Origin of the sequence: Yersinia aldovae ATCC 35236 (assembly GCF_000173735.1) — a bacterium.
Classification (GTDB): Bacteria; Pseudomonadota; Gammaproteobacteria; order Enterobacterales; family Enterobacteriaceae; genus Yersinia; species Yersinia aldovae.
Window position 1 is genome coordinate 89,237 of sequence record NZ_ACCB01000002.1, and the last position, 18,111, is coordinate 107,347.

An 18,111-nucleotide genomic window follows, 5' to 3' on the forward strand; every position below is an offset into this window, starting at 1 on the left:
TGAAAGGATGAGCCGCGCCTAGGGAGGGCCTTCTTATATTTGATGTTTATTTCGAATGTTTTATCGACTCATACATTCGAGGCGTAGCGAGCGAAGTCAGACTGAGTGCGTACAGCGCGCAGTACCCGAAGCGTACACGTAGTACGTGAGGAGTACGAGCACTGCACAATCTCAGTATGACAACGCGCAGTAGCCGATAAGATAATTAATTCAAAGGCATTCTTGCCGGGTCTGGATATTGATACTCGAACCCCAACTCACTGCAAATCTTACTGCCATCAATCTCGCGTGGTGCTTCCTCAGCCTCTTCTGGTGCAAACTCAGGTGGTGTCAGTTGTAACGCGCGTGCGCACTCAGGGTAAAAATCGCGTTTGCGCGGATGGGCTGGCGCGCACAGGTTATAAATATGGCCGCCTCTGGGCAGATTGAGCAGTAACTCGATGGCGGAGATGACATCTTCCTGATGCACCAAATTAACGCCCTGCGAACCACCTTTTACATTGGTTTTACCCGCAAGGAAACGGCCCGGATGGCGCTCCGCCCCCACCAGCCCCGCCAGACGTAAAATATCCACCGAGGTATTGGGTAATTTGTGCAACCAGAGTTCGAGTTCTGCCAGCGTTTTTCCCGCCGTGGTCACCGGTTGTAGGGGGGAGTTTTCTTTGATTCGGCCACGGGTTTCGCCATAAACCGAGGTAGAACTGGTAAAAATAATACGCGGCACACCGAACGCTAATGCACTGTCGACTACCATCTGCACCGCTTGAAAATACTGTGCGCTACCGTCAGTTGTGCGACTGGCGGGCAAAGTGATAACCAGTGCATCCACCGTCATTAACTGTTCTAAGTCATCCGGGTCGCAAATCAGCTCCGGCGTCAGTTGCAGTTGATAGCAATTAATCCCGCTCATTCTGGCAGCTTCAACGCCATCTGGCGTAGTCTTACTTCCAACAACCTGCACACCACGGCGGACCAATGATTGCGCCAATGGCATTCCCAGCCAGCCCAAACCAATAATAGCTATTTTTTTCATCTCAATTACCCTCGACCGGTTCATACCGACAACCCACTCCATACTAATAATCTACGCCAACCAATGTCACCTAACAATTACTCGAGATTATGCGCGTATTTTTATTTGTCGGTGTAATGACTATACGTAACAATTTCCTGCTTAAACTGACAAAAAATTGAGAGATAACCGCTGAAAAGAAAACGATTGCTGGTCGATAAACCGCAGCTTGTCACCATGAAATAAAGCCGTCAGGTGAAAAAAAGGTTGCGCGCTACCTGCAGGATGGTTTACGTTGATTGACAGAAATTATGACACGTCACAAATATGGCTATTTGATTATGTCAGAAAGCCCAAACAGAGAAACAACTATGAATAGCGTTCAATTTAATCACCATCATCACCATCATCCTGACTAGTCTTGCAGGCCGATGTGTGCTGGGAGACGGTTAACGAATCTTCCAGGTGGCGCTAGAACGCAATAGAGAAAGCCCTCGGAAGATTATCTTCCGAGGGCTTTTTTGTTGCTCATTATTTTATAGATTAAGAGGATTACCATGTTAGATAAAACACGTTTACGCATTGCGATGCAGAAATCAGGCCGCCTCAGTGACGATTGCCATGAGCTGTTGTCGCGCTGCGGGATTAAAATCAATTTACAACAACAACGCCTGATCGCCTTTGCTGAAAATATGCCAATCGATATCCTGCGTGTGCGTGATGACGATATCCCAGGGCTGGTGATGGATGGGGTGGTTGACCTGGGGATCATTGGCGAAAACGTGCTGGAAGAAGAGTTGTTGAGCCGCCGCGCGCAAGGCGAAGACCCGCGTTACTTCACCTTGCGCCGTCTGGATTTCGGTGGTTGCCGCCTGTCGCTGGCTGCCTCACTGGATACCGAATACACCGGCCCACAATGCCTGCAAAATAAGCGTATCGCCACCTCTTACCCGCACATTTTAAAGCAATATCTTGATAAACAAGGTGTGGCTTTTAAATCCTGTTTGCTGAACGGTTCAGTTGAAGTGGCACCACGGGCTGGTTTGGCCGACGTCATCTGTGATCTGGTGTCAACCGGTGCCACCCTGGAAGCTAACGGCCTGCGCGAAGTCGAAGTGATTTACCGCTCTAAAGCTTGCCTGATTCAGCGCGATGGCGAAATGCCAGCGGACAAACAACAGCTGATTGACCGCCTGATGACCCGAATTCAGGGTGTGATTCAAGCACGCGAATCCAAATACATCATGATGCACGCGCCAAGTGAACGTTTGGACGAAATCATCACGCTGCTGCCGGGTGCCGAGCGCCCTACCATTCTGCCATTAGCCGGTGACAAGAGCCGCGTAGCGATGCACATGGTGAGTAGCGAAACCCTGTTCTGGGAAACCATGGAAAAACTGAAGGCGCTGGGTGCCAGCTCTATTCTGGTATTACCGATTGAAAAGATGATGGAGTAAAGAATGCAGCCGACGAATTTCAATACCCTAATCGACTGGCAGCAATGCAGCGAAGAGCAGCAAAAAGCGCTGTTGAGCCGCCCGGCAATTAATGCCTCTGAGCGAATCACCGCAACCGTCAGCGAAATCCTTGATCGGGTGAAAGCCGAGGGCGACAGTGCCTTGCGTGATTTCAGCCAACGCTTTGATACCGTGCAGGTTACCAATATCCGTATCAGTAGCGATGAGATAGCTGCCGCTGCCGGGCGCTTGAATGACGACATCAAGCAAGCTATGGCGCAAGCGGTACGTAATATTGAAATCTTCCACAACGCGCAGAAAATGCCCGTGGTGGATATTGAAACTCAACCGGGCGTGCGTTGCCAGCAAATCACCCGCCCGATTGCTTCCGTCGGCTTGTATATTCCCGGCGGTACTGCTCCGCTACTGTCTACCGTATTGATGCTCGGCACCCCAGCGCGCATTGCCGGTTGCCAGCGCGTTATTTTATGTTCTCCTCCGCCTATTGCTGATGAAATTCTGTATGCCGCGCAATTGTGCGGTATTCAGGAAGTGTTCCAAATTGGTGGGGCGCAGGCGATTGCTGCCATGGCATTTGGCAGCGAATCAGTGCCTAAAGTGAATAAAATTTTTGGGCCGGGCAATGCTTACGTTACAGAAGCAAAACGTCAGGTCAGCCAGCGTCTGGATGGCGCAGCGATCGATATGCCAGCCGGCCCGTCCGAAGTGTTGGTTATCGCCGACAGTGGCGCAACACCGGCGTTTATCGCCTCAGACTTGCTGTCTCAAGCCGAGCACGGGCCAGACTCACAAGTGGTCTTACTGACACCCGATGCCGCGATTGCTCAGGCCGTTGCAGTCGAAGTTGAGCAACAACTTCAGCAGTTGTCGCGCGCTGACATTGCCCGTCAGGCGCTGGAAAGTAGCCGTTTGATCATTACCAAAAACTTGCAGCAATGCATTGATATCAGTAATCAATACGGGCCAGAGCACTTGATTCTGCAAATACGCCAGCCGGAAGATATTATCGATAAGATTGATAATGCCGGCTCAGTGTTTATGGGTGACTGGTCGCCAGAATCAGCGGGTGACTATGCCTCCGGTACCAACCACGTGTTACCGACTTATGGTTATACCTCAACTTATTCCAGTTTAGGTCTGGCCGATTTTGTTAAGCGTATGACCGTGCAGCAATTAACACCACAGGGCTTGCTGGGTCTGGCTCCAACGATTGAAATCTTAGCGCAAGCCGAACAACTCACCGCCCACAAAAACGCCGTTACCTTACGTGTTGCGGCCCTGACCGCCGCCCAAAAGGAGCAAGCATGAGTCAATCTGCCAATGTCACTGAGTTGGCCCGCGCCAACGTCCGTGCCCTGACCCCTTATATGTCTGCCCGCCGTCTGGGCGGTAATGGCGATGTATGGCTCAATGCCAATGAATATCCATTAGCGACGGAATATCAGCTAACGGCGCAGACCTTCAACCGCTACCCTGAATGCCAGCCTAAACTGGTTATCGAGCGTTACGCTGCTTATGCCGGTTTAGCAACCGAGCAGGTGTTAGTCAGCCGCGGAGCTGATGAAGGGATTGAGCTGCTAATCCGCGCCTTCTGCGAACCGGGTCAGGATGCCATTCTGTTCTGCCCACCGACCTATGGTATGTATGCCGTCAGCGCCGAAACCTTTGGTGTTGAATTGCGCACCGTGCAAACGAAAGCGGATTGGCAGCTAGATTTACCGGCGATTAAAGCCAATCTGGACCGGGTGAAACTGATCTATATTTGCAGCCCGAATAACCCAACCGGTAACTTGATCAACCCGGCTGATTTGCGCGAAGTACTGGAGTTGGCACAAGGTCGCGCTATTGTGGCTATTGACGAAGCTTATATTGAATTTTGTCCACAAGCTTCAGTGAGCAGTTGGCTAAAAGATTATCCGAATTTAGTCATTTTGCGCACCTTATCGAAAGCTTTTGCATTGGCCGGTTTACGTTGTGGCTTTACCTTGGCCAACAGCGATATCATCCAATTGTTGCTGAAAGTGATCGCGCCCTATCCGTTGTCTACACCGGTGGCCGATATTGCTGCACAAGCGCTCAGCCCACAAGGTCTTGAGCAAATGCGCCAGCGGGTAAACGAAGTACGAACTAACCGCGCATGGTTACAAAGCGCGCTGCAAGACTGTGCCTGTGTTGAGCAGGTATTTACCAGTGAAAGTAACTATTTACTGGCCCGTTTTACCGCCGCCAGCAATGTATTCAAAACACTGTGGGACCAAGGCATCATCCTGCGTGACCAAAATAAGCAACCTGGGTTATCCAACTGCCTGCGCATTACGGTAGGCACCCGTCAGGAGTGTGAGCGAGTGATTGCCGCTCTTGCTCCTCTGCCTGGAGTTGATAGCCCGAATAGCACTAATAAAAACGAAAATGCCAATACCGCCAGCCTCCGTAAGGAAACGATATGAGCCAGAAATTTCTTTTTATTGACAGAGACGGCACCCTGATTGCCGAGCCACCGGAAGACTATCAGGTTGACCGGCTGGATAAACTGGCGCTGGAACCAGATGTAATCCCGGCATTATTAGCGCTGCAAAAAGCGGATTACCGTTTGGTCATGATAACCAATCAAGATGGCTTGGGTACCGCCAGTTTCCCGCAAGAAACCTTCTCCCCACCACACAACCTGATGATGCAGATTTTTAGCTCTCAGGGGATCAATTTTGAGCAGGTTTTGATTTGCCCACACTTACCGGCGGACAACTGCGCTTGCCGTAAACCCAAAACCGCCTTAGTTGAAAGCTATTTGGCCGAAGGCGTAATGAATAGTGCCAACAGCTATGTTATCGGCGACCGCGAGACTGACCTGCAACTGGCGCAAAATATGGGCATCAGTGGCTTGCGTTATCAGCGCGATGGCTTGAATTGGTCACAAATTGCCAAGCAACTGACCCAGCGTGATCGCCATGCTCACGTTAACCGCGTCACGAAAGAAACTGCCATTGATGTCGATGTCTGGCTGGATCGCGAAGGCGGTAGCAAAATAAAAACCGGCGTCGGTTTCTTCGACCATATGCTAGACCAAATCGCGACTCACGGCGGCTTCCGCATGGATATCCAGGTCAGCGGTGACCTCTACATTGATGACCACCACACCGTAGAAGATACCGCACTGGCACTGGGCGAGGCGATTAACAACGCCCTGGGCGACAAACGCGGTATTGGCCGTTTTGGTTTTGTACTGCCAATGGATGAATGCCTGGCTCGCTGCGCACTGGATATTTCCGGTCGACCACATTTGGAATACAAAGCGGAGTTTAACTATCAGCGCGTCGGCGACCTGAGCACCGAGATGGTCGAGCACTTCTTCCGCTCCCTCTCCTATGCAATGGCCTGCACCCTGCACCTGAAAACCAAAGGCCGCAACGATCACCACCGGGTAGAAAGTCTGTTTAAAGTGTTTGGCCGTACCTTACGTCAGGCAATCCGTGTTGAGGGTAATACCCTGCCAAGTTCCAAAGGGGTACTTTGATGAATGTGGTGATTCTGGATACAGGTTGCGCCAACCTCTCCTCTGTCACCTACGCGGTGCAGCGTTTAGGTTATGCACCGGTTATCAGCCGTGACCCAGAAATCGTTCTGCGCGCCGATAAACTATTTTTACCCGGTGTGGGCACAGCTCACGCGGCGATGGATCAGTTGAAGCAGCGCGATCTTATTGAGCTTATCAAGAGCTGCACCCAACCGGTGCTGGGTATCTGCCTCGGAATGCAATTGCTGGCAACCAGCAGTGAAGAGAGCGGTGGTATTGAAACGCTCGGTATCATTGATGCGCCGGTAAAACAGATGATGGACTTCGGTTTGCCACTGCCGCATATGGGTTGGAATCAGATTACGCCTCAGGCGGGCAATCATCTGTTCCGTGGTATCCCAGACGGAACTTATTTCTACTTTGTGCACGGATATGCAATGCCAATATGCCCAAATACCATTGCCCAAGCCAATTACGGCGAGCCGTTTACCGCCGCAGTCGAAAAAGACAACTTCTTTGGCGTGCAGTTTCATCCGGAACGCTCCGGAGCGGCTGGAGCCCAATTGCTGAAAAACTTTCTGGAGATGTAAGCACCATGATTATTCCCGCTTTGGATTTGATCGAAGGCAAGGTGGTGCGTTTGCATCAGGGCGATTACGGCCAACAGCGCGATTATGGCAATCACCCTTTGCCGCGCTTGCAGGATTATCAGCAGCAAGGTGCTCAAGTATTACATCTGGTTGATTTGACCGGTGCTAAAGATCCCGCCGCCCGCCAGATCCCGCTATTGCGTGAGCTACTGGCCGGTGTTGATGTCCCGGTGCAAGTTGGCGGTGGTATCCGTAATGAGCAAGATGTTGTCGCACTGCTGGAAGCTGGTGCAACACGAGTTGTCGTTGGCTCAACCGCCGTTAAACAGCCGGAAATGGTGCAACAATGGTTTGAGCGCTACGGTGCTGAAGCCATTGTATTAGCGCTGGATGTGCGCATTAATGATGCGGGCCGCAAAGAAGTGGCGATCAGTGGCTGGCAGGAAAACTCCAACACCACACTGGAGCAAATTGTCGAACAATATCTGCCTTTCGGCCTAAAGCATGTGCTATGCACGGATATCTCCCGTGATGGTACCTTGAGTGGCTCGAATGTCGAGCTGTATCAAGAAGTGTGCCAGCGCTACCCACAAGTGGCATTCCAGGCCTCTGGCGGCATTGGTTGTCTGGATGATATTGCCCGTTTGCGCAGCAGCGGTGTGCAAGGTGTGATTGTCGGCCGTGCACTCTTGGACGGCAAGTTTAACGTGAAGGAGGCGATCGCATGCTGGCAAAACGTATAATCCCTTGTCTGGATGTGAAAGACGGCCAAGTGGTCAAAGGCGTCCAGTTCCGTAATCACGAAATCATCGGCGACATCGTGCCGTTGGCACAGCGCTACGCACAGGAAGGCGCTGATGAGCTGGTATTTTACGATATCACAGCCTCCTCTGATGGACGGGTTGTTGATAAAAGTTGGGTATCACGAGTGGCAGAAGTGATTGATATTCCGTTCTGCGTCGCAGGTGGCATTAAGAGTGTGGAAGATGCCGGTCAAATCCTCACTTTTGGAGCAGATAAAATCTCTATCAACTCACCCGCACTGGCTGATCCGACCTTAATTACCCGCCTGGCTGACCGCTATGGCGTACAATGCATCGTGGTGGGTATTGATACCTGGTATGACGAGGAAAGTGACAGCTATCAGGTTTATCAATTTACCGGCGATGAAAAACGGACCAAAGCCACCACCTGGCAGACCGAAGATTGGATAAAAGAAGTCCAGTTACGCGGAGCCGGTGAGATTGTGCTAAATATGATGAATCAAGATGGCGTGCGTAACGGCTATGATTTACGCCAATTGAAACAGATGCGAGCCATCTGCCATGTTCCACTTATCGCCTCTGGCGGTGCCGGAACACCAGAGCACTTCCTGGAAGCATTCCGTGATACGGATGTCGATGGCGCGTTAGCCGCCTCTGTATTCCATAAGCAAATCATTAATATCGGCGAATTGAAAAAGTATTTGTCTGAACAAGGCGTGGAGATAAGAGTGTGTTAAGTGAACAACAAATTAACCAACTGGATTGGGAAAAAGTCGACAATCTGATGCCAGCCATCGTTCAGCATGCCGTATCTGGCGAAGTTCTGATGATGGGGTACATGAACAAAGAAGCGCTGGCAGTGACAGAAGAAACCGGCAAAGTCACTTTTTTCTCTCGCACTAAACAGCGTTTATGGACCAAAGGCGAAAGCTCTGGCCATTTCCTCAATGTCGTTAATATCTACCCAGACTGCGACAATGATACCCTGCTGATTCTGGTCAATCCTATCGGCCCAACCTGTCATTTAGGCAATAATAGCTGCTTCGCCCCGGCGGCCAGCGACTGGGGCTTCTTGTATCAACTAGAACAGTTGTTAGCCTCACGTAAATCAGCAGATCCAGCCAGTTCCTACACCGCAAAACTGTATGCCAGCGGAACTAAACGTATCGCGCAGAAAGTGGGCGAAGAAGGGGTAGAAACTGCCCTCGCCGCGACAGTGAATGACCGCGAAGAGCTAACAAATGAAGCATCAGATCTGATGTATCACTTGCTGGTGTTATTGCAGGATCAGGACTTGGATCTGAGTAAAGTGATAGGTCGCCTGCGCGAACGTCACGAGAAGTAATTACCTGATTGCCTTTCTTATCAGCAAAAAAACGCCCTCGACTCAGCATCGAGGGCGTTTTTATTAGATAAACCTTTAGAATCACTGAGCATCAAGCCTAACGTGCTTAAGAATACGCCTACTTGCACTCAATTCTTGTTTAGTTGACCTAACAGTTCATCAATTCAAGGCGTGGCGAGCGAAAGTCGTTTGATTGCGGACAGCGCACAGTCACCGGAGCGTACACTGAGTACGTGAGGATGACGAGCACTGCCTAATATCAAAATACGAACGCGCAGTAGCCGTTAACTTAAAGCCACTCGGTATGGAACACACCTTCTTTATCAGTACGCTTATAGGTATGCGCACCAAAATAATCGCGCTGCGCCTGAATCAGGTTGGCTGGCAACACAGCTGAACGGTAGCTATCGTAGTAGTTAATCGCCGCAGAGAACGTCGGTGTTGGGATACCGTTTTGAACAGCGTAAGACACCACATCACGCAGTGCTTGCTGGTATTCATCAGCGATCTGTTTGAAGTAAGGTGCTAACAGTAGGTTTGCAATATCAACATTTTCGGCATACGCATCAGTGATTTTTTGCAGGAACTGAGCGCGGATGATGCAACCAGCACGGAAAATCTTAGCGATTTCACCGTAATGCAGATCCCAGTTATTTTCTTCAGAAGCGGCTTTCAACTGAGAGAAACCTTGCGCATAGGACACGATTTTACCCAAGTACAATGCGCGACGGATTTTCTCGATAAATTCAGCTTTATCACCCTCGAAAGGTTTCACTGTAGGGCCAGTCAACACTTTAGAGGCCGCAACGCGTTGATCTTTCAGGGAGGACAAGTAACGGGCAAACACAGATTCAGTGATCAGTGTTAATGGCTCGCCTAAGTCCAGAGAACTTTGGCTAGTCCATTTACCGGTACCTTTGTTCGCGGCTTCATCCAAAATAACGTCAACCAGATATTTACCAGCTTCGTCTTTTTTGGTGAAAATATCTTTAGTAATATCAATTAGGTAGCTATTCAGCTCGCCTTTGTTCCACTCAGCAAAGGTGCTTGCCAGCTCTTCGTTGCTCAAGCCCAAAGACTGTTTCAACAGAGAATACGCTTCTGCGATCAACTGCATGTCGCCGTATTCGATGCCGTTGTGAACCATTTTAACGTAATGGCCAGCACCATCTGCACCGATATAAGCAACACAAGCATCGCCATCATCAGCGCGGGCAGCAATTTTTTCAAGAATGGGGGCAACCAGCTCGTAGGCTTCTTTCTGCCCACCAGGCATGATGGATGGGCCTTTCAATGCCCCCTCTTCGCCACCGGAAACACCCGTACCGATAAAGTTGAAGCCTTGCGCAGAAAGTTCGCGGTTGCGGCGAATGGTGTCTTTGTAATAAGTATTACCACCATCAATCAGAATGTCACCAATATCCAAGTGTGGCGTTAGTGAAGCGATGGTCTTATCAGTAGCTTCACCCGCTTTCACCATCAGCAGGATACGACGCGGCTTTTCCAGTGAATCAACAAATTCTTCCACGGTATAGCTCGGCACCAAATTTTTACCTGGATTCTCGGCAACGACTTCGTCAGTTTTGTCTGATGAACGGTTAAAAATAGAAACGGAATAACCACGGCTTTCGATGTTGAGCGCCAGGTTACGGCCCATCACCGCCATACCGACAACGCCAATCTGTTGTTTGGACATTAAAAAACTCCTGTCTGAGAGATGACACCTGTTACCGGCCTTGAGGCCAACAGGTTTTTGATGTGGGAAACATGTTAACTCAGGATTATGTCAGCTGGGTAGTGATTGGTGCGATAGATAGCACAACTGACCAGTTGCTGTTCGCACACGTTTGCTTTATCGGAGATAACGGCCAACCTGATTTATTTATCGTGCCAATTTATACAAAAAAAAAAGACAACCACATGGATTGCTTTTCATTTATCTAACCGTTGGTTAGGACATAAATTCTTTCAGCCAGGTTTTAAACTCTGCACCTTGCTGCGGATGGCGCAGGCCATAAGCGACATATGCCTGCATATATCCGAGTTTCTCACCACAGTTATAGGATTGCCCGGTCAAGGCTACAGCTTCCACTGGCGCATTCTCCGTCAATGCATCAATGGCGTCAGTCAGTTGAATTCGGCCCCAGGCACCTGGCTTGGTTTGTTCCAACAGTGGCCAAATATCAGCAGACAGAACATAGCGCCCAACGGCAGACAGATTTGACTGTAGGTCAACTGGGCTTTGTGGTTTCTCGACCATGGCTTTAATACGGCTACTTTCACCCGGTGCCAAATCGGATTTTTCGCAAGAAATCACCGAGTAGTTAGATAATGCCTCTGGCTCGACCGAGTGTACCAATACCTGACTGACACCGGTTTCATCAAAGCGTTTAACCAATTGAGCCAAATTATCTTTAGTCAGATCTGATTTGGCATCATCAATCAATACATCCGGCAACAACACCGCGAATGACTCATTGCCCACCAGCGGTTTGGCACATAGCACAGCATGACCCAATCCTTCAGCATGCCCCTGGCGAATATGCATAATCGTTACACCCGGAGGGCAGATAGATTGCACTTCATCCAATAGCTGGCGCTTAACTCGCGCCTCCAACATGGCTTCCAGTTCATAAGAGGTATCGAAATGGTTTTCTACCGCATTCTTTGATGAATGGGTTATCAAAATGATTTCTTTGATACCAGCAGCAACACATTCGTTAACCACATATTGGATTAATGGCTTATCAACAATTGGCAGCATTTCTTTCGGAATGGCTTTCGTCGCTGGCAGCATTCTCATACCTAAACCGGCTACAGGGATCACTGCTTTCAATTTGGTCATAATTAACCTACTGATTTCTCTTTCGAATTTAGAATTATTCTATTTTTAGCTGCTAAACCAATGTTAATTGATTTGTTTTTTCAGCCAGGCAGTAAATTTTTCACCTTCGGTATTATGACGAACACCATAAGTCACAAAGGCTTTCATATAGCCTAATTTGTCGCCGCAATCGTGAGATTTACCCGTCATATGGAAAGCTTCAACCGGCTCTTGCTCCATTAACATCGCGATAGCATCAGTCAGTTGAATTTCATCACCAGCACCGCGCGGAGTTTTCTTCAGCAGCGGCCAAATATCTTTGGACAAAACATAGCGGCCCACTACAGCCAAATTAGACGGCGCATCAGCCACAGAAGGCTTCTCGACCACCGCAGTCATAAGAGTACTTTCACCCGGCGCTAAATCGACATGGCCGCAATCAGCAATACCGTATTTGGACACATCTGCTTGAGGCACCGGTTCCACCATGATCTGGCTACGCCCGGTTTCTTCAAAACGTTTGATCATGCTGGCAAGGTTCTCTTTCGACAAATCAGCCGTTGAATCATCGAGTAACACATCTGGCAGCAATACAATAAAGGGATTATCACCCACCATCGGTTGAGCACACAGTACCGCATGCCCTAGCCCTTTAGCGTGACCTTGACGCACTTGCATGATAGTGACATCTGGCGGGCAAATATTCTTAATCTCTTTTAATAACTGCCGCTTAACCCGAGATTCCAAGGCCGCTTCAAGTTCAAACGATGTATCAAAATGGTTTTCTATTGCGTTCTTGGAAGAGTGACTCACCAACACGATCTCTTTGACCCCGGCAGCAACACATTCATCCACGATATATTGAATCAGGGGTTTATCAACTACTGGCAGCATTTCCTTCGGAATTGCTTTAGTCGCTGGTAACATCCGAGTGCCAAGCCCGGCAACCGGAATGACTGCTTTTAATTTTTTTTCCATCTACCATACCTTTTCTGGGGTAATCACTGAGCAGGACTACAAATATCTACAAATACCGACTCACTGAACCAATAGTGTAGACTGTACTCCAAATCAAAGAGCTCCTATATTTCTATATTACTTCAATGTATTACGCTCATAAAGTCTCAATAAACCACTTACGAGAGATTTACATACCAATCACTTATTATATTCTACCTTAACACTTTGTTAAGCTTGCCTTACGCATTCTACATACCTATAAGACTTTTTTAAGAATATGCTGAGCTAATAATTTAAAAACCCCAATATTCACGCTTTGTCTCTTTGTTGATTATTCGAGCGAATATTCATCGAGTTAAGTTATCATCTAGCTGGATATTGAATTTTAGTCAGTCTGCGCCCATTATTCGCTTTATTGGTCTAATCAGAAGAAATAAAAGGTGAAATGGGATATATGGAATGGATCGCAGATCCTACTATTTGGGCAGGACTGGCAACGCTGGTTGTGCTCGAAATTGTATTGGGCATTGATAACCTGATATTTATTGCCATTTTGGCAGAAAAACTTCCTCGCCATCAACGAGATAAAGCCCGAGTTACCGGTTTGTTGTGCGCGTTATTGATGCGCCTTGTTCTATTAGCCTGTATTTCGTGGCTGGCAACATTGACAGCCCCACTGATTACGCTATCCGGGCACCCTTTCAGTGCGCGTGACTTAATTATGCTGGTTGGTGGGATATTCCTGCTGTTTAAAGCGACGATGGAGCTTAATGAGCGGTTGGAAGGTAAAGACCACCTGCAAGGCCAGCAGCGCAAAGGTGCTCGTTTTTGGCCGGTGGTCGCACAGATAGTCGTGTTGGACGCCATCTTCTCGCTGGATTCAGTCATTACCGCCGTCGGTATGGTAGATCATCTGGCTGTAATGATGGCTGCTGTCTGTATTGCCATTGGTCTGATGTTGCTGGCGAGTAAACCATTGACGCGCTTTGTGAATGCGCATCCAACCATCGTCATTCTCTGTCTTAGTTTCTTACTGATGATCGGCTTCAACTTAGTGGCGGAGGGCTTTGGCTACCATATTCCGAAAGGTTATCTGTACGCTGCTATCGGTTTCTCGGTGATTATTGAATCACTGAATCAATTTGCACAGTTCAATCGCCGACGCTTCCTCTCAACTGTTCGCCCGTTACGTGAGCGTACGGCTGAAGCGGTATTACGTATGCTGAGTGGTAAACATGAAGAAGCAGAATTGGATAACCATACAGCCAATTTAATTGCAGATAATACCAGTGTGGGCCGGGAAGTGTTCAATGAGCAAGAACGGCGGATGATTGAGCGGGTATTGGGACTGGCGCAGCGGACGGTCAGCAGCATTATGACTTCTCGCCATGATGTAGAGTATCTCGATTTGAATGATCCACCAGAAAAACTAACTCAGCTACTGACGAAAAATCTGCATACCCGAATTGTGGTCACTGAAGACAGTTCGACTGATGAACCTCTGGGTGTTATTCACGTAATCGATTTATTAAGGCAACAGTTGGCGGACGAAAAGCTCGATTTACGCGCATTAATCCACCAACCACTGATTTTCCCAGAACAAGTTTCATTGCTGATGGCGTTGGAGCAATTCCGCCAGGCGCAAACCCATTTTGCCTTTGTCGTGGATGAATTTGGCTCTATTGAAGGGGTCGTTACATTGACTGATGTTATGGAGACTATCGCGGGCAACTTGCCTGTCGCCGGGGAAGAGCTGGATGCTCGCCATGATATTCAGCAAACTGATGATGGCTGCTGGGTAGCGAATGGCTATATGCCGCTGGAAGATTTAGTGCTCTATCTGCCGCTGCCGATTGATGATAAACGTGAATATCATACGTTAGCGGGATTATTGATGGAGTATACCCAACGAATTCCGCAGGTAGGTGAGCAACTAAAGATTGGTGATTATCTGTTTGAACCGCTGGAAGTCAGCAGTCATCGTATCTTGAAGGTGAAAATTACGCCGTTGAAAGTGCCTGACCCTGATTATGAAGTATAATTGACGGTTGAAATGAAAAGTAAAAGCCGGGTAGCCTACGCCGCCCGGCTTTTTACGGCTGCATAGCACGATTATAAGTGTACTGGCACCAAAATTTCAGTTGCGACCACCACCACCACCAGCCCAACTAAAACCGGTACTGAGGTACGTTTTACCACTTCAAAAGGTGAAATTTTCGCCATACCTGCCACCGCAACCACAACGCCCGAAACCGGGGATAAAGTACGCCCCAGATTCGACGCTTGTAGCATCGGGATAACCAGGTAAGCTGGATTTATCCCCATCTGCGCCGCCAGTTTTGGGATCAATTCAACAAATGCATAGAACGGTGCATTACCTGAGCCGGTAGTCATGGCCGCCAGCATGGTGATGGTGACCAGTACCAGCATCATCACGATGCCTCCGGTACCAAAAGATTGAGCCAAACCAATCAGGCCACTGATGAAACCAACGGTACTCAAGCCTTGAGCAAATACCCCAGCAGCAACCAGCAGCATAACCACGGTAGCAAAGGCATCAGCCATTCCTCGGTAGGCGACTTCAAGACCAGCAAATACCGTTTTGGCACTGAAACTGCGCACAAATTCAATCAGCGCGGCAATGAGCATACAAATCACCAATACCGTGATGATATGCAGTTCTGGCCCCCATTTCCCATCGAATATCAGCACACCTATAATTGGTGTGAATGGTAGAATCGCATAGAAGCTTGGCGCATTGGTCGTGATCTCATTCACGTCCATCATTTCATGCTTTTCCTGACTTTTATTATCCAGATAACGCTGCCAGAAGAAGTGCGCGATAGCCATGCAAATGATAGCCGCAATAGAGATAGGTAAGGTGGTTTTAAAGGCAAAATCTACTAATGGCATTTCGGAGGCTTTCGCTGCCAGCACCACATCACCTGAAGTCGGTGCCAAAATAATTGCTGCCGGAGACGCACAGATTGCAGCAGCCGCACCACGGCTGATACCCACGTTAACCATCACTGGGAACAGGGTCGCCATCAACAATACGCCCAATCCGGTCGCCGACGATACCGCTAAAGACATCAAACAGGCCACAATATAAGCGGCAACCATCAATAAATAGGGTGAGTTAATCATTTGCAGTGGTTTAGAGGCTATCTTCACGACCACATCATTGGCACCGATGTGCGTCATATAAGCCGCAAAACCGCATAGCATCATGATCATCATGCCGAGGTCACCACCCCGGCTCATCAGCAGGATTTTGACGTACTCAACGATATCGGTAGCACGCCAGCCTGTTGAGGTGGCGCTGGCCGGTAATACACTTTTGCCCATTAAGGCACTGATCATTAAAAGCAGTAAACCACCGACCATCAGCACACCCGTCGCCGAATAGCCTTTAATGATGTAACGGCCTACCCCTACAGCCACGACAACACCAATTAATAGATCTAACATATACCCTCTCTGAACTCGCCTGTTGCTGTGTGTTACTAAGTGTTGCCTCAGCATTATTATAGTTAAAATGCATTAATCGCTCTGCACTCTGCCCAAAGTCGATTGGCAAGTTTATGACATTTATCAATGATTCATAGGGATTTAAGAAACAAAAACCAGATTGTGAGCAGAGAGAAGAGTTCTATCTTTACAATGACTAACTTCCAGAACAACCAAGTAACAAAAACGCAACAGCAAAACGACACCATCGCCTCCGGAAATAAAAAAACGCAATACCAGAGGCGATGTTATATCTACAACTTATCAATCAGCTTTTTTAAGTCCTTGCTACTGCGACTTTGCTGATTACGTTCAGCCCAGTCACTGAGTGCTTTTTTCGCGCGTTGTTGCAGTTCGTTACGCAGCAACTGGTCAACATCCAATTGATAGCTTAGTTTGGTCCACGGGCCGTAGATCCGCAGCGGAATATCGGTATTTTGCAGTATTTTCACCAAACTATCCTGCCCACTCCAACCCTGAATCACCCGCACGGCAAGGCTCATATCACACAATTGCTTTGGCAAATCAAGTGTCCCGTTCCCCGTGATAGCAATCAGAGCTGAATCCGCACTCAGGTTGCTAATTTTCATCGCACCACGATTGAGCGCCAGGTCAGCTTGTAACTGTTTAACCTCGGTATAGCGTTCGTAACGATCCTGGCCTTTGACATCACTGGAGCTACGAGTGACCGCCTGCTGGATAAGCTGTTGAATATTAAGCCCTTGCAACTGCGCATTGCTCATACTGAGTTGGGCATCCCCTTTCCAACGATGGTTAAATGCCTCGACGCTCACCCCCTCACCTGACAAAGAGGCATTCATCGAAAATTTGCCGGTCATCACCTGAGGCAAGCCTGCCGCCAACAACACCGGAGCCAGTTCCATATGATTTATCACGGGTTTCAGCATCGCCCGCACCTTCTTGCCAGTGACATCCAACGTGCCCGGCAGGGAGAAATCCCCCTCAAGCGCACTGCCCGTCAAGCGGCTTATCTGCATATCACCTTGTTGGTTTGATACTTGCAGATACAGTTGGCTGACGTTAATCCCACGGTAAACCAGCTTATTCGCCGTCAGTGAAACCTGTGCCGTGAAATCGCGTAACACCTGTAAATCCTGCCCGACATCATCCTCAGCCGCAGTGGCAATAACGGGCGCTGTTATCGCTGGCTGTTTTGCTGTTTCTTTACTCGCCGAAGCATTTTTAGGTTCCCAGCCGAAAATAGTATCCAGATTCAGATTATCGGTAGCCAGATTGACGATGTAATCCGGCACCTTACCCAAAGTGGCTTTTGCGCTACCGGTCAGTTGATTATGATTGGCGGTAAAACTTAGTTGGTTAAGTAATAACTGTTGGACATCACTTTGGTAACTGGCTTGCAACGCCCCTTCACCGCTAACCCCACCAACAGGAATACCAGCCCCTTCCATTTTATAGGTAAACTGGCTGATATTAGCGCTGAACTGCTGGGGGTAATGCCGCATATCCGCATCGATAACCAGCGAGAAGGCAATATCACGTTGGTTGCGGTTTACGCGGCTGGCGAGGGTAACATGGACTTGGCGCTGGGCGTCTTGCTTAAGCTCAAGATTGATGTCGCGAACATTTACTTGATCGTTATCAGACCGCTGCCAAATCAACAGGCTATCAGCAATCTGAACCTTATTGATATCAAGCTTCCAGGCTTTATGTGCATTAATAGGAGCACTGCCTGACGGGGCGACAGGGGCATCTGGTTGCTGCTGGGCTTCACTATCTGGTGTTAAGCGGATGACCGCGCCTTTCAGCATGACCTGTTTAACATCAAGCTGATGCGATAACAGCGGCCAAAGTTTGACATCCAGGCGCATATTTTCCGCACTGATCACCGGTGAATTTGCACCGGGTGCCGTCAATGCGGTGCGGCCCGCGATAATGCTAAGTTGTGGCCAAACGTGCCAGCGGAGGTCACCCTCCAACTGCAAATGGTAACCACTTTTCTTTTCAACCTGTTTCACCATATAGGCGCGAAAGTCATTAGGATTTACCAGCAGTACTAATGCGCTCATACCTGCTACCAATACCACCAGCAGGATAACTAACGTCGTCAGTAATCGTCTCATGACATCCTCTTGTCT

General features: G+C 48.8%; 16 protein-coding genes and 1 other annotated feature. Of the genes, 10 read left to right on the forward strand and 6 right to left on the reverse strand.

The annotated features are described in order from the left end of the window. Positions 1–205 precede the first annotated feature (205 nt). Positions 206–1,033: an SDR family oxidoreductase gene (locus YALDO0001_RS01635; protein ID WP_004699387.1), complete on the reverse strand. Its 828-nt coding sequence runs from the start codon at positions 1,031–1,033 to the stop codon at positions 206–208. 350 nt (positions 1,034–1,383) lie between these two features. Between YALDO0001_RS01635 and hisL the strand changes: the two genes are divergently transcribed. The 9 genes from hisL (at position 1,384) to hisIE (ending at position 8,700) form a co-directional block, all read left to right on the forward strand. Beyond that, complete coding sequence (hisL, locus tag YALDO0001_RS21160; RefSeq protein WP_144405010.1) at positions 1,384–1,431, forward strand: his operon leader peptide; 48 nt, start codon at positions 1,384–1,386, stop codon at positions 1,429–1,431. Further along, positions 1,407–1,537 (forward strand) — a sequence feature (His leader region). It overlaps the preceding gene by 25 nt. Before the next feature lie 32 nt (positions 1,538–1,569). Further along, a complete protein-coding gene (gene hisG, locus YALDO0001_RS01640) occupies positions 1,570–2,469 on the forward strand; it encodes an ATP phosphoribosyltransferase (protein WP_004699389.1) in 900 nt (299 codons plus the stop codon). A 3-nt stretch (positions 2,470–2,472) separates the two neighbouring features. Then, positions 2,473–3,798, forward strand: coding sequence for a histidinol dehydrogenase (gene hisD, locus YALDO0001_RS01645; RefSeq protein ID WP_004699390.1), 1,326 nt, complete (start codon positions 2,473–2,475; stop codon positions 3,796–3,798). Beyond that, entirely contained in the window at positions 3,795–4,937 is a 1,143-nt protein-coding gene (hisC, locus tag YALDO0001_RS01650; RefSeq protein ID WP_042839255.1) for a histidinol-phosphate transaminase, read from the forward strand. The genes hisD and hisC overlap by 4 nt, the downstream gene beginning before the upstream one ends. Continuing rightward, the gene (gene hisB, locus YALDO0001_RS01655; protein WP_005168369.1) at positions 4,934–6,001 is read left to right on the forward strand and encodes a bifunctional histidinol-phosphatase/imidazoleglycerol-phosphate dehydratase HisB; all 1,068 of its coding nucleotides are present in this window, start codon (positions 4,934–4,936) and stop codon (positions 5,999–6,001) included. The genes hisC and hisB overlap by 4 nt, the downstream gene beginning before the upstream one ends. Next, a complete protein-coding gene (gene hisH / locus YALDO0001_RS01660) occupies positions 6,001–6,591 on the forward strand; it encodes an imidazole glycerol phosphate synthase subunit HisH (RefSeq protein ID WP_042839256.1) in 591 nt (196 codons plus the stop codon). The genes hisB and hisH overlap by 1 nt, the downstream gene beginning before the upstream one ends. 5 nt (positions 6,592–6,596) lie before the next feature. After that, complete coding sequence (gene hisA, locus YALDO0001_RS01665; RefSeq protein WP_004699393.1) at positions 6,597–7,334, forward strand: 1-(5-phosphoribosyl)-5-[(5-phosphoribosylamino)methylideneamino]imidazole-4-carboxamide isomerase; 738 nt, start codon at positions 6,597–6,599, stop codon at positions 7,332–7,334. Further along, complete coding sequence (hisF, locus tag YALDO0001_RS01670; RefSeq protein ID WP_032816140.1) at positions 7,316–8,092, forward strand: imidazole glycerol phosphate synthase subunit HisF; 777 nt, start codon at positions 7,316–7,318, stop codon at positions 8,090–8,092. The genes hisA and hisF overlap by 19 nt, the downstream gene beginning before the upstream one ends. Beyond that, the gene (gene hisIE / locus YALDO0001_RS01675) at positions 8,086–8,700 is read left to right on the forward strand and encodes a bifunctional phosphoribosyl-AMP cyclohydrolase/phosphoribosyl-ATP diphosphatase HisIE (protein WP_019081014.1); all 615 of its coding nucleotides are present in this window, start codon (positions 8,086–8,088) and stop codon (positions 8,698–8,700) included. The genes hisF and hisIE overlap by 7 nt, the downstream gene beginning before the upstream one ends. A gap of 289 nt (positions 8,701–8,989) precedes the next feature. Here hisIE and gnd read toward each other — a convergent pair whose 3' ends face one another. The 3 genes from gnd to galU (YALDO0001_RS01695) all read right to left on the reverse strand — a co-directional run bounded on the left by gnd (position 8,990) and on the right by galU (YALDO0001_RS01695) (position 12,502). Beyond that, positions 8,990–10,396: an NADP-dependent phosphogluconate dehydrogenase gene (gene gnd / locus YALDO0001_RS01680; RefSeq protein WP_004699396.1), complete on the reverse strand. Its 1,407-nt coding sequence runs from the start codon at positions 10,394–10,396 to the stop codon at positions 8,990–8,992. Positions 10,397–10,651: 255 nt separating this feature from the next. After that, a complete protein-coding gene (gene galU / locus YALDO0001_RS01690; RefSeq protein WP_004699398.1) occupies positions 10,652–11,545 on the reverse strand; it encodes a UTP--glucose-1-phosphate uridylyltransferase GalU in 894 nt (297 codons plus the stop codon). Between the two features lie 63 nt (positions 11,546–11,608). Further along, on the reverse strand, positions 11,609–12,502 hold the full coding sequence (gene galU, locus YALDO0001_RS01695) for a UTP--glucose-1-phosphate uridylyltransferase GalU (RefSeq protein WP_004699399.1): 894 nt from the start codon (positions 12,500–12,502) through the stop codon (positions 11,609–11,611). Positions 12,503–12,938: 436 nt separating this feature from the next. Here galU (YALDO0001_RS01695) and YALDO0001_RS01700 point away from each other — a divergent pair, with 436 nt between their 5' ends. After that, the gene (locus YALDO0001_RS01700) at positions 12,939–14,525 is read left to right on the forward strand and encodes a TerC family protein (RefSeq protein ID WP_004699400.1); all 1,587 of its coding nucleotides are present in this window, start codon (positions 12,939–12,941) and stop codon (positions 14,523–14,525) included. 71 nt (positions 14,526–14,596) lie between these two features. Here YALDO0001_RS01700 and dcuC read toward each other — a convergent pair whose 3' ends face one another. Next, positions 14,597–15,955, reverse strand: coding sequence for an anaerobic C4-dicarboxylate transporter DcuC (gene dcuC, locus YALDO0001_RS01705; RefSeq protein WP_004699401.1), 1,359 nt, complete (start codon positions 15,953–15,955; stop codon positions 14,597–14,599). Positions 15,956–16,248: 293 nt separating this feature from the next. Beyond that, the gene (gene asmA / locus YALDO0001_RS01710) at positions 16,249–18,096 is read right to left on the reverse strand and encodes an outer membrane assembly protein AsmA (protein ID WP_004699402.1); all 1,848 of its coding nucleotides are present in this window, start codon (positions 18,094–18,096) and stop codon (positions 16,249–16,251) included. Positions 18,097–18,111: the final 15 nt, after the last annotated feature.

What these genes read in the sequence shown, in the direction of transcription:
- galU (WP_004699399.1), bottom strand. Translation starts at nt 12,502, where the DNA reads ATGGAAAAAAAATTAAAAGCAGTCATTCCGGTTGCCGGGCTTGGCACT.
- hisA (WP_004699393.1), top strand. Translation starts at nt 6,597, where the DNA reads ATGATTATTCCCGCTTTGGATTTGATCGAAGGCAAGGTGGTGCGTTTG.
- asmA (WP_004699402.1), bottom strand. Translation starts at nt 18,096, where the DNA reads ATGAGACGATTACTGACGACGTTAGTTATCCTGCTGGTGGTATTGGTA.
- hisH (WP_042839256.1), top strand. Translation starts at nt 6,001, where the DNA reads ATGAATGTGGTGATTCTGGATACAGGTTGCGCCAACCTCTCCTCTGTC.
- hisD (WP_004699390.1), top strand. Translation starts at nt 2,473, where the DNA reads ATGCAGCCGACGAATTTCAATACCCTAATCGACTGGCAGCAATGCAGC.
- YALDO0001_RS01635 (WP_004699387.1), bottom strand. Translation starts at nt 1,033, where the DNA reads ATGAAAAAAATAGCTATTATTGGTTTGGGCTGGCTGGGAATGCCATTG.
- hisG (WP_004699389.1), top strand. Translation starts at nt 1,570, where the DNA reads ATGTTAGATAAAACACGTTTACGCATTGCGATGCAGAAATCAGGCCGC.
- YALDO0001_RS01700 (WP_004699400.1), top strand. Translation starts at nt 12,939, where the DNA reads ATGGAATGGATCGCAGATCCTACTATTTGGGCAGGACTGGCAACGCTG.
- hisB (WP_005168369.1), top strand. Translation starts at nt 4,934, where the DNA reads ATGAGCCAGAAATTTCTTTTTATTGACAGAGACGGCACCCTGATTGCC.
- hisC (WP_042839255.1), top strand. Translation starts at nt 3,795, where the DNA reads ATGAGTCAATCTGCCAATGTCACTGAGTTGGCCCGCGCCAACGTCCGT.
- hisF (WP_032816140.1), top strand. Translation starts at nt 7,316, where the DNA reads ATGCTGGCAAAACGTATAATCCCTTGTCTGGATGTGAAAGACGGCCAA.
- galU (WP_004699398.1), bottom strand. Translation starts at nt 11,545, where the DNA reads ATGACCAAATTGAAAGCAGTGATCCCTGTAGCCGGTTTAGGTATGAGA.
- dcuC (WP_004699401.1), bottom strand. Translation starts at nt 15,955, where the DNA reads ATGTTAGATCTATTAATTGGTGTTGTCGTGGCTGTAGGGGTAGGCCGT.
- gnd (WP_004699396.1), bottom strand. Translation starts at nt 10,396, where the DNA reads ATGTCCAAACAACAGATTGGCGTTGTCGGTATGGCGGTGATGGGCCGT.